Annotated in this window: 12 protein-coding genes; 7 read left to right on the plus strand and 5 right to left on the minus strand. The window is 38.1% G+C overall.

Annotation, left to right across the window (positions count from 1 at the left end):
* Positions 1-27: 27 nt before the first annotated feature.
* The 5 genes from MM213_RS03470 (at position 28) to MM213_RS03490 (ending at position 6,266) form a co-directional block, all read left to right on the plus strand.
* Positions 28-1,044 (plus strand): NAD-dependent epimerase/dehydratase family protein, encoded by a 1,017-nt coding sequence (locus MM213_RS03470; RefSeq protein WP_241410115.1) that lies wholly within the window; start codon positions 28-30, stop codon positions 1,042-1,044.
* Entirely contained in the window at positions 1,044-2,108 is a 1,065-nt protein-coding gene (locus MM213_RS03475) for a dihydrodipicolinate synthase family protein (protein ID WP_241410116.1), read from the plus strand. Before MM213_RS03470 ends, MM213_RS03475 begins: the two co-directional genes overlap by 1 nt.
* A gap of 4 nt (positions 2,109-2,112) precedes the next feature.
* Positions 2,113-4,080, plus strand: coding sequence for a ligand-binding sensor domain-containing protein (locus MM213_RS03480; RefSeq protein ID WP_241410117.1), 1,968 nt, complete (start codon positions 2,113-2,115; stop codon positions 4,078-4,080).
* A 36-nt stretch (positions 4,081-4,116) separates the two neighbouring features.
* Positions 4,117-5,403: a glycoside hydrolase family 88 protein gene (locus MM213_RS03485; RefSeq protein WP_241410118.1), complete on the plus strand. Its 1,287-nt coding sequence runs from the start codon at positions 4,117-4,119 to the stop codon at positions 5,401-5,403.
* A gap of 65 nt (positions 5,404-5,468) precedes the next feature.
* Positions 5,469-6,266, plus strand: coding sequence for an endonuclease/exonuclease/phosphatase family protein (locus MM213_RS03490; RefSeq protein WP_241410119.1), 798 nt, complete (start codon positions 5,469-5,471; stop codon positions 6,264-6,266).
* 833 nt (positions 6,267-7,099) lie between these two features.
* On the opposite strand, the gene pyrE is transcribed toward MM213_RS03490, so the two are convergent.
* Positions 7,100-7,747, minus strand: a complete 648-nt coding sequence (gene pyrE / locus MM213_RS03495; RefSeq protein ID WP_241410120.1) for an orotate phosphoribosyltransferase — start codon at positions 7,745-7,747, stop codon at positions 7,100-7,102.
* Between the two features lie 105 nt (positions 7,748-7,852).
* Here pyrE and MM213_RS03500 point away from each other — a divergent pair, with 105 nt between their 5' ends.
* Positions 7,853-8,539: an NUDIX hydrolase gene (locus MM213_RS03500; protein WP_241410121.1), complete on the plus strand. Its 687-nt coding sequence runs from the start codon at positions 7,853-7,855 to the stop codon at positions 8,537-8,539.
* Here the strand turns inward: MM213_RS03500 and coaD are convergent.
* The 4 genes from coaD to MM213_RS03520 are packed head-to-tail and all read right to left on the minus strand — an operon-like array spanning position 8,527 to position 10,965.
* On the minus strand, positions 8,527-8,982 hold the full coding sequence (gene coaD, locus MM213_RS03505) for a pantetheine-phosphate adenylyltransferase (RefSeq protein ID WP_241410122.1): 456 nt from the start codon (positions 8,980-8,982) through the stop codon (positions 8,527-8,529). The two genes, MM213_RS03500 and coaD, sit on opposite strands and share 13 nt — an antisense overlap.
* Before the next feature lie 11 nt (positions 8,983-8,993).
* Positions 8,994-9,836, minus strand: a complete 843-nt coding sequence (locus MM213_RS03510) for a DUF3822 family protein (RefSeq protein ID WP_241410123.1) — start codon at positions 9,834-9,836, stop codon at positions 8,994-8,996.
* Positions 9,827-10,408: a hypothetical protein gene (locus MM213_RS03515; protein ID WP_241410124.1), complete on the minus strand. Its 582-nt coding sequence runs from the start codon at positions 10,406-10,408 to the stop codon at positions 9,827-9,829. Before MM213_RS03515 ends, MM213_RS03510 begins: the two co-directional genes overlap by 10 nt.
* Before the next feature lie 53 nt (positions 10,409-10,461).
* The gene (locus MM213_RS03520; protein WP_241410125.1) at positions 10,462-10,965 is read right to left on the minus strand and encodes an NUDIX domain-containing protein; all 504 of its coding nucleotides are present in this window, start codon (positions 10,963-10,965) and stop codon (positions 10,462-10,464) included.
* A 22-nt stretch (positions 10,966-10,987) separates the two neighbouring features.
* On the opposite strand from MM213_RS03520, the gene MM213_RS03525 reads away from it, so the two are divergent.
* Positions 10,988-12,439 carry an ATP-dependent DNA helicase gene (locus tag MM213_RS03525; protein ID WP_241410126.1) on the plus strand — a complete coding sequence of 484 codons (1,452 nt, stop codon included), beginning with the start codon at positions 10,988-10,990 and terminating at the stop codon, positions 12,437-12,439.
* Positions 12,440-12,561 lie beyond the last annotated feature (122 nt).

The raw sequence follows: 12,561 nt of genomic DNA on the forward strand, positions 1-12,561 counted from the left end.
CATAAAGCAGTAACGGAAAGATAAAGTATGAAAGATTTAAAAACTTTAGAACAAGTGATGTTGGTGCCTTCTGAGGCATTGATTCGGGATATTGCCAAAATCGAAGGTGATATTCTACTTCTTGGTATTGGTGGGAAAATGGGGCCTAGTATGGGCAAACTCGCCATACAAGCATGCAAAGCAGCAGGTATAGAGAAAAGAATAATTGGAGCATCAAGATTTTCTGATCAAAAAGCCAAAAAAGCACTGGAAGAAGATGGGATAGAGACGATCGTATGTGATCTTCTTGATGATGAAAAGTTACAAAGTCTGCCTGATGTGAAAAATGTCATCTATTTGGCTGGGAATAAATTTGGTACAACGGGAAATGAAGGGTTCACTTGGGCAATGAATGCCTATCTTCCAGGAAGGGTGGCAGAGAAATTCAAGAACTCAAATATTGTGGTTTTTTCCTCTGGCAATGTACTTCCTTTTGTCCCCGTGACTTCCGGTGGTGCTTCCGAAGAAACTGCCCCTGACCCGATAGGGGAATATGCCCAATCTTGTTTGGGTAGGGAAAGGGTTTTTGAATATTTCGCAAAGAAAAACCAAACCAAAACCTTGATTTACAGACTGAATTATGCTGTGGATTTCAGATATGGGGTATTGATGGAAATCGCAAAATCTGTGATGTCAGGAAATCCAATTGATCTTAGAACAAGCAATGTCAATGTCATTTGGCAAAATGATGCCAATGAGATTGCGCTGAGATCTTTGCTGCATTGCGAGTCACCAGCAAAAATCCTGAATGTCACAGGTCCGGAAATTCTATCCATTCAATGGGTGGCAGAGCGGTTTGGGGAGTTGTTTGACAAAGCTCCACAATTCATCCATGAACCAACTGGGACAGCCCTACTCAACAATGCTTCCGAATGCCATCGCATTTTCGGATATCCTAAAGTTTCTATTAGGGAGATAATCGACATCACCGCTGCCTGGATTTTGCAGGGTGGCGAAGAGTTTGGCAAATCAACACATTTTCAAGAAAGAGGAGGGAAATTCTAATGACACAATTAAGCAATATTTTAAAGACACATTTGCAACTCGGGACAGTCATTCCAGCACATCCTTTGGCGCTGAATGCTGACAGAAGTTTGGATGAAGCAAGGCAAAGGCAATTGACACGCTACTACATTGCTTCTGGCGCTGGTGGAGTTGCTGTCGGCGTTCATTCTACTCAATTTGAAATCCGAGATCCAGAAATCAATCTTTTTGAAACAGTCCTAAAGATGGCTGCTGAAGAGGTTGAAAAGCAAAAGCTTGATCGACCATTTTTGAAGATAGCTGGAATCTGTGGTTCTACTGAGCAAGCAGTTTCAGAAGCAAAATTGGCTTTGAAGTATGGATATGATATGGGTTTGTTGAGCATGGGAGGGCTACAAGGTTGGACAGAAGCCCAGATTCTGGAAAGAGTAGTGAAAGTTGCCGAAATCATCCCTGTTTTTGGTTTCTACCTTCAGCCTTCGGTTGGAGGTAGAATTTTCAGCTTTGATTTTTGGTCGAAATTCGCCGAAATCCCCAATGTGGAAGCAATCAAATGCGCTTCTTTCAATAGATATCAAACATTGGACGTGATGCGAGCTGTAGCTGGAAGCAGTAGAAAAGATGAAATCGCCATGTACACTGGCAATGATGATAATATTGTAGCGGATCTACTGACCAAGTACAGTTTCAATATCAATGGAGTGGTTCATGAAAAGGAATTCGTAGGTGGGTTGCTTGGCCATTGGGCTGTTTGGACGCAAAAAGCTGTAGAACTAATGGCTGAAATCAAATCTTGCAAAATGAATCAGGATGAAAAAAACTACCAAAAATTACTGACAAAAGGCATCGCCATTACAGATGTAAATGCGGCAATGTTTGATCCTGCAAATAGCTTCCACGGATGTATTCCCGGAATCCATGAGATTTTGAGAAGACAAGGTTTATTGGCTGGGACTTGGTGCTTGAATCCTGAAGAAAAATTATCATCAGGTCAAAATGAGGAAATTGACAGAGTCTATTCCAGTTACCCTGAACTGAACGACGATGCTTTTGTAAGTTCATTTTTGTTGAATGATAAAACCTAAGCTTATGAAAAAATTAAGATTGCTTTCGGTTCTGACATTTCTACTTTCTCTTTCCATAGCGGTCCAAGCACAGGATGAGTCTGCTCAATTTACAAATCATGGTGTTCAATTGACTGCATCTATGATTCAAGGGAGTTTATTTGTGGAGGACAATTCAGGCAGAACTTTGATTTACTCAGTAGTAAGGGGTGAACCAGCCCATTTGCTGGCATTTGATGTGGATTCCAAACAATTGTTGTTGGATATTCCATTGCCAAAAGCGGATGGCGTTTGGGATTTGGCACAAGCTAGCGATGGAAGTCTGTACATTCCGGGAGCGAATGGAAGTTTGTTTAAGCACTCTCCGGGAACACAAGAGATTGAAGACTTAGGTATAGTACTGGAAGGAGAAACTTATTTGTGGAACTTGACGGCAGGATTTGATGGAGAAGTCTTTGGTGCAACCTATCCAGGGTGCAGGATTTTTAGATACCATCCAGATCAGGGATTTTCAGATGTGGGAAATGGGCCAATCGTAGAAGGAGAAAACTATGTGAGAAGCTTGGCATTCCATCACAGGACAGGGCTGCTATATGCTGGAGTTGGTTCACATGCGCATTTGATTGAAATTGATCCAAAATCTGGGAAGAAGAATAGTTTGTTGCCCGAAAAATATCAAGAAAAGGAATTTGTTTATTCGCTGGAAATTATACCTGGGAAAAATGGGGAAGACAGGCTGTTTGCATTATTGACTGCTGGACACGAAACATTGGTTTACAATCTTAAGACGAAAAAATTCGAGCAGGAAATAAAAGGTATGGATATGAAAGCAATCACCTCTGATAAGGCAGGTAATCACGTTTTTCATACTTCCAATTCAAACCTTGTAGCTTTCAACCCTAAAAAACCATACAAAAAAAACAAGGTGCTTTTGGATGGATCAGGCAGTGGCAATGCTTTCTTGTATAGAGAAAATGGTGAGCTTTTGATGCTAAGTTCAGGAGCTAACCTTATAAAGTACAATGTCAAAACCAAAATCACAGAAAAGACAAAATTAGAAATTCCAGGACAACCTATACCTATCAATGCTATCACTTTTGGTCCCGATGGGAAAATCTGGACTGGTGGGTATTTGGCAGGAGGGCATGCTTCTTTTGATCCTTCGACAGGAATTCACCAAGAATTCAAAGGTTTAGACCAAACCGAAGGAATGGCAGTTTTTGGAAATGAAATCTACATTGGTATTTATCCCAAAGGGAAATTTTATGTTTTAGATACCGAAAAGGGATGGGATGTAGTTGATCAAAACCCTAAGTTTCTGGGACAGATAGAAGGTCAAAGTAGATCCTTTGCCCTTACAGCTATTCCTGATTTGAAAAAAATGGCATTTGGGATGATTCCTGAGTATGGGAAACTTGGAGGTGCTTTGGTCATTTATGATATCGATTCAGAAGAATTGCAGACTTTCGATCAGCCGATTCCAAAGCAGGGGATTTCAGGTTTGATTTACAACAAAGGATTTCTGGTTGGAGGTACGACCATTTCAGGAGGTCTGGGAAAAATGCCAGAAACGAAAGATGCAAAACTATTCGTATGGGACATAGAAAAAGCGGAAGTGAAATCAGAACTGATACCTGTAGTTGGAGCCTCTGCAATCACAGGTTTGATAGAAGGGCCTGACGGCAATGTTTGGGGAATGGCAGACGGAACGCTATTTATCTTTGATGTTGAGAACAATAATATTGTTTCCACTCACAAACTTTATGACTTCCCTGAATTCAAAAGCCACATTTGGAGAAGTGCTTTTTTGGTTATGCATCCTGACGGAAATATCTATGGGACAGACAATAAAATGCTCTTCAAAATAGATCCTCTTACCAAAGAATTTACAATAATTGCAGAAGATACAGGTTTGTTGGTGATGGATAATGAAGGTACATTGTTCTTTAGAAAAGCCACCGAACTTTGGTCTTACAAGCCAAAATCCAATTGATCAAACAGCTATTTACATTGAAAAATTGACAATAATATGAAGACTCTTAATAATAAAATCTCTTGTTTCTTTCTTTTGGGGTTGGCATTCCATTTAGGTTTTGGATGCTCGGAAAAGGAAAAAGAAGAAATACAATCGAAAGAACCGAACGTTGATTTCGTGGATCAAAGTTTTCAGGCTGCAAAGCCTTTATACAGCAATTTACTCAAAGAAACGAGCGGTAACTTCACTGACTATCCCCATGCAATCAATCCTGACGGCACCATCAAATACCTACAAATAGATGAGTGGACTGGTGGATTTTGGCCTGGGATTCTATGGTATATGTATGAATACACTGAAGATGATCAATGGAAGCAGGCGGCTTTGGAGTGGACACATTCACTAGAATCCAATCAATTCAATACAAGTCATCATGATATAGGTTTTATGATGTTTTGCAGCTACGGGAATGCTTTGAGATTTGAGAAAAAATATGAGTATGATCAGATTCTGATTGAATCTGCAAAATCATTGGTGAAAAGATACTCTCCTGTGGTTGGAAGTATCCAATCTTGGAACAAAAGAAAATCAAAAGGGGATATCAATACTTGGGAATACCCTGTCATCATGGACAATATGATGAATTTGGAATTGCTTTTCTATGCTACTGAGAATACTGGAGATTCCTCGTTTTACGATGTGGCAATCCAACATGCCACACAGACGATGAAAAACCACATCAGAGATGATTTCAGTACTTATCATGTGGTCAATTATGATTCCAAAAATGGAGATGTTCTTCATCAACAAACATTGCAGGGGTTTTCGGATAATTCCACATGGGCTAGGGGACAAGCATGGGGGATTTATGGATTTACGACCATGTACAGAGCTACCCGAGATAATCAGTTTTTGGAAACAGCGGTTGGATTGGCTGATTTTTTCCTAGACCATCCGAAGCTTCCAGAAGACATGATCCCTATTTGGGATTTCAATGTTGGAGAAGAAGGTTTTATACCAGATTGGGATTTTGATCCTGCAAAATTCGAAGAGCAGCCAAGAGATGCTTCTGCTGCTGCAATAACTGCTTCGGCCTTGTTGGAATTATCGACTTACTTAGATGGTGAGCAAAAGAAAAAGTACTTCGATGCTGCAGAAAAAATGCTGAAATCATTAAGCTCTGAAGCTTATTTGAATGCTGGCGATGCCAACCCGTATTTTCTACTCAAACATAGCACAGGAAATCTTCCAAGTGGCAATGAAGTGGATGTGCCTTTGATTTATGCAGATTATTATTTCTTGGAAGCATTGTTGAGATATAAGAAAATGAAAGATAATTAAGATTAAAATTCTTTCGAAGTCGAAAACTTATTAGTTTGGTAGTTTCTAACCCAAATTATAAAACGATGTACTACAGACTCTTCTTTCTCAATCTATTTCTTTTATTCTCTTTTTGTAGCCAAGCTCAAAAGGCAACTGAACTCACTTTGATGACTTACAATATTTATCATGGTGAAGATCCTTACAACTTGGGTAAAAGTAATCTTAGAGAAATTGCTGATTTGATTCTGGAAATAAAGCCTGATTTGGTGGCTTTTCAAGAAGTTGATAGCATGACAGTCAGAACCCAGGGTTTCAATGACGGCAGGAAGCTGGATGTGGTGAAGGAATTAGGGGAAATGACAGGGATGCAATCTTTTTTTGCCAAAGCCATTGATTACTCCGAGGGTGGATATGGAGAAGGTCTGCTGAGCAGGTTACCTGTATCGTTCAAAAGTTACTCTTTACCAATTCCACATGGAGGTGAGGGTAGAAGTATGGCTGTTGCTGAAGTGGAATTAGAAAAGAGCAAGCTACTGTTTGCAGGCACTCATTTCTGCCATGAATTTGAAGAAAACAGAATGGCTCAGGCGATGGAAAGCATACGAATACTGATGGATTCTGATTCCCCATCTATCTTGACTGGTGATTTTAATTTCACTTCGGAAGAGGCTGCCTACAATGTTATATCTGATCATTTTACAGATGCAGCATTGGATTTCGGTGATCCCCAACTCACATATTCATCCAAAGACTTGAATACAAGGTTAGATTATTTTTGGCTGGACAAAGATTCTGACTGGGAGATCGTTTCGGTTGAGGTCTTTGAAGTTGCCTATTCAGACCATTTACCTGTTGTCATCAAAGTAAAATTGAAGGATTAGCACAAAAAAACCAGAAAAGAAATCAGGGCTACGCCCCTCAGGGCTTTGATAGAATCTTTTTTTCTACGAAGATAGTAGGGCTAACGCCCCAGTTTCTTATTTATTAAGCAAAATCATCTTTGAAAATTATTTTTGGGGGCAGAGCCCACAGTTCTTCGTAGAAAAGTATGGATCCAGATGATTTTAGGGGCGTAGCCCTGTGATCTGAGAATGTTGGAATAGAACAAGAGGTCTAAAATACAAACCAAAAATTAACCACAAGGAACACCAAGGTATTCACAAGGGTCACAAAGTGTACAAGAGAATTATTCTGAAAATCAATACCCTTGTGATCTCCGAGCATTCTTTGTGGTTAAACTAGGCGAGTCAATGACTAATTTAACAAATCAACTTAATTGACTAATCCCTAAATTAACTTAATAACTATCTGTATCAGAAGAAATCAGGGCTACGCCCCTCAGGGCTTTGGTAGAATCTTTTTTTACGAAGATAGTAGGGCTAACGCCCCAGTCTCTTATTAATTAAGCAAAATCATCTTTGAATATTTTTTTGGGGGCATAGCCCACAATTCTTCGTAGTAAAAACCGATGTCAAAGTCGTTGTCAGGGGCGTAGCCCTGTGATCTGAGAAAGTTGGAATAGAACAAGAGGTCTGAAATACAAACCAAAAATTAACCACAAGGAACACCAAGGTTTTCACAAGGGTCACAAAGTGTACAAGGGAATTATTCTGAAATTCAATTCCCTTGTGAACTCCGTGCATTCTTTGTGGTTAAACTAGGTGAGTGAATGACTAATTTAACAAATCAACTTAATTGACTAATTGACTTTACATTATTTCCCCCAGACACTTGGATCTTTTCGCCATTCAACCAAAGAGGCAAGTGTTTCATCATCATCTATATAATCTTTAGCTAGGGCTTGCGGAAGCATGGCTGCGTAATCACTCAGGCACACCAAATCTATACCTGCATTCTTGAAATTTTCTGTTGCAATGTCAAATCCATAAGTAAAAATGGCTACCATCCCCAAGACCTCAAATCCTGCGTCTTTTAAATCAACCACAGCTTTGAGAGAGCTTCCTCCAGTAGAAACTAAATCTTCAACGACAACTACTTTCTGGCCAGGGGTGATTTTACCTTCTATCATGTTTTCCATTCCATGACCTTTTGCTTTGGATCGAACATAGACAAAAGGAATTCCTAAGGCATCTGCAAGCAATGCTCCCTGTGGTATTCCAGCCGTAGCAACTCCTGCAATTGCTTCTACTCCAGCAAAGTGATGTTGAATGGCTTTTATCAAATTTTCTTTTATTAAATCCCTCACTTTAGGGAACGATAATGAAAGCCTATTATCACAATAAATAGGTGATTTCCAGCCAGAAGCCCAAGTAAAGGGTTTCTCTGGTTGAAGTCTGATGGCTTTAATCTCAAGAAGTTTTGATGCAACTTCGGCAGCTACGGTTTTGTCAAATAATTTCATGTCTCAAAAATAGCAGATAAATATCAAGAGGGATTGTGGATGCTGATTTTTTTTCTGCAATTTTGGATTTCTATGTAAACTCAATTGGTAAAAATATCCCACACCATGAAGATTTTTATTAATGACAAACCTTTGGACATCCTTAGTCCGCAAGAATTATCAGATGACAGGACATTTGAGTGTATCTACGAAAACCCGGCTGATTTGCCCTCTACGATAGATTTTCACGATGATGTATTGATCACTAATCCGTCTAAGGACATCATCATCAAATTACTCTATTTGATGAGGACTAGAAAACTGAAAAATCTTGACTCTGTGGTATTGGTGACCAAAGATAAGGAAGCTACCAAAAAATTTATCAAAAGTAGATTTACTATCATCAAAGCTGCAGGAGGTGTTGTGACGAAAGGTGATAGGGTTCTATTTATTCACCGCTTGGGAAAATGGGATTTGCCGAAGGGTAAGTTTGAAAAAGGAGAGAGTCCAGAAGAGTGCGCCGTCAGGGAAGTAGAGGAAGAGTGTGCCATCCAAGTGAAAATCGGGAAGGAAATCTGTAAGACTTGGCATACTTATACACACAACAGAAAAAGTATCTTGAAGAAGACATATTGGTTTGCGATGGAAAACCTCAATGACAATGGTATGAAGCCGCAGCTTGAAGAAGGTATTGAAGATATTCGATGGCTATCCCATCATGAAGCGAAAGTAGCCTTAGTGAATTCATATCCATCTATGAGATACTTATACAAGAGATTTTTGAGGTTGATGCCGAAAGTTCAGACATCATAAGGAAGGTACTTATTTATATCGGCCTCATATCTGTGCACTTCTCTGATAATTGTCGAACTTATTGCTGCAAAATCCGGAGAGGTAATCAAAAATACTGTTTCTAAGTCAGGATTAAGATTCCGATTCATATGGCTGATGGTATTTTCATACTCAAAATCAGTGGTATTTCTCAGACCCCTGATCAAAAATTCAGCACCATGTTTTTTAGCCAAAGTTGCGGTAAGCTCGTTGTAGACTATCACTTCTACGCGAGGGTTTTCTGCATATACACCTTTGATTTTTTCGACCATCATGTCGATGTCAAAATATCTGTTTTTTTTTGATGAATTATATCCAATACCAATTAATATCTTGTCAAAAATATTAAGACCTCTCAGGACTATGTCATGATGTCCATTAGTAAATGGATCAAAGGAACCTGGGAAAATAGCTATTTTTTTCATGTTGGAGTAACTTATTTGAATTCCCAAAATCCTTCGAAGAATTTTGATTTTTTAAATATTTCTGCCCCATCTTGATATCTTTGATTAGGTTCAGGTTGCGTTAGTTTGAAATTTTTATAAAATTTCTCTCCAAAATCTTGATCAATTTCTAGTTGCTCAAACTCGCCCATGACTGTTACCCTACAATGTTTTCTATCATAGTCTAAATGGTTTGATACTCCATAAAGATAATTCATAAAACTGTCTCTATCTTCGCATTCAAAGACATTGAAAGTATCAAGATTTTGATTTTTGAAGGCTGCGACATAAAAATTATGCCCAAATACTGAAATCAATATTTCTTGATTAAGAAACGATTTTTGACAACCAAATGCATAGGAGAGAAATGAACTCGAACCATGGTGGCATGTAATATTGCTTTTTTTCTTCTCGAAAATAGCCTTGAGACTATTGTCGATTTTTGAGGCAATATATAAGTTGTTGCTATCTATATTTGAGTATAAGTAAGTAGCAGGTAAATCGTTTTGATCAGAAAAATTTAAATATGTCTCTAAACTACTCGCTTCAAAAACCACACCTGGGATCAAAGCGAATGATTTGTGAAATAAGAAGATTTTTGTAGGTATATCAAGCCCAAATAGCTTGTCTCTTTCTAATACAAAATTCAATGAATTAAGATCTGAAAAGAATTTTTGATGAATACCAGATATTTGATCATTTACATCTTTTCCTAAAAGGATGTATTTTTCATCAAATAAGAAAAGCGATAAACTTGACACTAAATCAATGTCAAATTTATCGCTATAAATGTTTTCTTGGATATTTACAACAGTATCAGCCAAGATTACTCCCAATTACCAGCAGTTGATGAATCAGTTCTAGAACCTACTCTCAAAGCCTTCTCTTTGTTGTTAGCTAATCTTTTAGGATTTATTGGTTCAGGATCTCTTATTTCAAACACAGGGATTTCTCTCTGATTTCTTTCAACTTTATCAGCAAAGAATTCAAAAGTTTTTCCACCTGAGCCAGGAACCACGTGTAATGCCTCGAGATTAAAGTCAGGATATTTTCTTGCATTGAAAAGTGAATCAATCACATTTACTGATCCTAAGGTATCGAAGGTAACTGTAGTTTCTTCTTTACCATAATCCAATAATTTGGTAGTTTCACTTCTTTGAACAAGCCAAATTTGACCATTTTGAATGAAATTTTTCAACTCATTCCAGTCTCCTGCATACTCCTTATTTGATGCAACATATGCGAGCTGTGCATCTCTAAGCATTTGTAACTTCTCAATAATTCTTGCTTCAGTTCTCGCAATTTCTTTTTCTTTTTCTACTACACTGTCTACAGAGTTGTACAACATGTAAGCTAGCGCAAGTGCGCCTAATAAGAAAACAATAGATAAAATTCTAGTTAACGTCATTTTCGGATCGATTTAATCTGCTAAATAAGGTTGATGGTGTAATTATTAAAATGCTATTTTAGACAATTATTTTCAAAATTAAAATATCCTTTCCATATTCTCACATCATTGAGTGATTTTATTCCCCAAAATAAGTGATGTTTTTCTTCTTTTTTGATAAACGATAGTTTTTCAATGTCAAAAAAGCCAAATTCAGTGATCATCTGAAATTCATCACTTAGTTCAGGGTCTTTGCCAATTTTGAGTTCTCCGCCTATTGGTTCTACTTCGAAGAAAAGCTCTATCGCATGAAGAGGCTGCTTTAGGTATTCTGATGTACAAATAAACCTTTTTATTTCAATATTAAGTCCAGTTTCCTCCAAAAATTCTCTCTTTAGATTTTCCACAGCAGAGCTTCCATACTTCATCCCACCACCAGGGACATTCCAAAAGTACTTATTCTCCCCTAATTTGTGTTTGATTAGAAGTATTTTATCATCTTTAATCAAAACACCATTTACCCGTGTTCTTAGCCTTCCTCCAAATTTCTCCTCAATTTCTTTTTCCAATTTCGTCATAATAGACTTAGATTCGTGACAAATGAACAATAAAGATAAGCAAGTCTATATAAAGCCCTCTATTTTACTTCAAAGAAATTTCCCGCACGAACCCACTTCAGGACAAAATGTCTTTTTTCAAAAAATGGATAATTTTCTGGATCAAGAGAATAGGGAAGGCTTAACTTTCATCTTGCGTGGATATGCAGGTACAGGGAAGACTTCTGTCATCTCAGCTTTGGTTAAATCTTTGTCGAGATTGAATATGAAATCATTGCTTCTGGCACCTACTGGTCGTGCAGCAAAAGTAATGAGCAATTATTCAGGAAAATCAGGCTTTACAATCCATAAAATCATCTACAGGCCAAAAGGCAATTCCCCAGAATTGTCGATGGGGTTTGATTTGATGAAAAATTACTATAAAAACACTGTTTTTATAGTAGATGAAGCTTCCATGCTTGCTGATGATGGCGCAGGGAGTTTGTTAAGGGATTTGGTACGGTATGTTTTTCAAGAATCGACAAATCGCTTATTGCTAGTTGGAGATACTGCACAGCTTCCGCCAGTAGGGAGTAAGCAAAGCCCAGCACTGGACAAGAGTTACTTGATTAGGAATTTTCGACTCTCGGTAGATGATACGGAACTTAGAGAAGTAATGCGGCAACAGTTGAACTCTGGTATTCTTTATAATGCTACACTTCTTCGAGGTGAGGTGTTGAAAGAAAAGCCCGTAATAGGTTTTTCAACCAAAGGGTTCAAGGATTTTTTCAAAATGACAGGAGAAAGATTGGAAGATGGATTGCGGTATGCATACAGCAAATATGATGTCGAAAACACCATCATCATCACCCGCTCAAACAAAATGGCAGTGCAATATAATGAGTACATCAGAAGAACGATTCATTTCTATGAAGAGGAGATTTCTGCAGGTGATATGTTGATGATCGTAAAAAACAATTACACCTACATGGCAGATTCCGATAAGGTGAATTTTTTGGCAAATGGTGATTTTGTAGAAGTTGCAAAAATTCGTTCTTTTGAAGAATTATATGGCTTGAGATTTGCTACATTGGAATTAAGGTTGATTGATTATCCTGAAGAGCCTAACTTTGAAGCAAAAGTGATATTGGACACTTTGCACAGCCCTACACCTTCGCTGAGTCCGGAGGCATATAAAAGTCTCTACCAGCAAGTATCAGAGGACTATGCAGATGTAGCCAATAAAACAGAAAGGATGGATTTGATCAAAAAAGATCCTTATCTTTCAGCCCTGCAAATAAAGTTTGCATATGCGTTGACATGTCACAAATCACAAGGAGGGCAGTGGGCTGCGGTATTTGTCGATCAAGGCTATCTCACAGAAGAGCAAGTCGATCATGAATATATCCGATGGCTCTACACAGCAGTAACCCGAGCGACAAAAGAAGTCTTTATGGTGAACTTTCACCCAAGATTTTATCTTAATGCAGAGAGTAGTGAAATAGGGGATAGTTGATTAAGTGAATTGGGGAATAGTGGATTGGTTTTAAGAGTTGATTAAGTAAATAGTGGATCGGTTAAAAAGTCAGGATTTCCTAAACTTTTAACCTTCTAAACTTTAACCTAATGCTACTTGTT

The organism is Belliella alkalica (assembly GCF_022549785.1).
GTDB lineage: Bacteria > Bacteroidota > Bacteroidia > Cytophagales > Cyclobacteriaceae > Belliella > Belliella alkalica.

Coding starts and splice junctions, on each gene's coding strand:
- MM213_RS03470 (WP_241410115.1), top strand. CDS start 28: ATGAAAGATTTAAAAACTTTAGAACAAGTGATGTTGGTGCCTTCTGAG.
- MM213_RS03475 (WP_241410116.1), top strand. CDS start 1,044: ATGACACAATTAAGCAATATTTTAAAGACACATTTGCAACTCGGGACA.
- MM213_RS03480 (WP_241410117.1), top strand. CDS start 2,113: ATGAAAAAATTAAGATTGCTTTCGGTTCTGACATTTCTACTTTCTCTT.
- MM213_RS03485 (WP_241410118.1), top strand. CDS start 4,117: ATGAAGACTCTTAATAATAAAATCTCTTGTTTCTTTCTTTTGGGGTTG.
- MM213_RS03490 (WP_241410119.1), top strand. CDS start 5,469: ATGTACTACAGACTCTTCTTTCTCAATCTATTTCTTTTATTCTCTTTT.
- pyrE (WP_241410120.1), bottom strand. CDS start 7,747: ATGAAATTATTTGACAAAACCGTAGCTGCCGAAGTTGCATCAAAACTT.
- MM213_RS03500 (WP_241410121.1), top strand. CDS start 7,853: ATGAAGATTTTTATTAATGACAAACCTTTGGACATCCTTAGTCCGCAA.
- coaD (WP_241410122.1), bottom strand. CDS start 8,982: ATGAAAAAAATAGCTATTTTCCCAGGTTCCTTTGATCCATTTACTAAT.
- MM213_RS03515 (WP_241410124.1), bottom strand. CDS start 10,408: ATGACGTTAACTAGAATTTTATCTATTGTTTTCTTATTAGGCGCACTT.
- MM213_RS03520 (WP_241410125.1), bottom strand. CDS start 10,965: ATGACGAAATTGGAAAAAGAAATTGAGGAGAAATTTGGAGGAAGGCTA.
- MM213_RS03525 (WP_241410126.1), top strand. CDS start 10,988: ATGAACAATAAAGATAAGCAAGTCTATATAAAGCCCTCTATTTTACTT.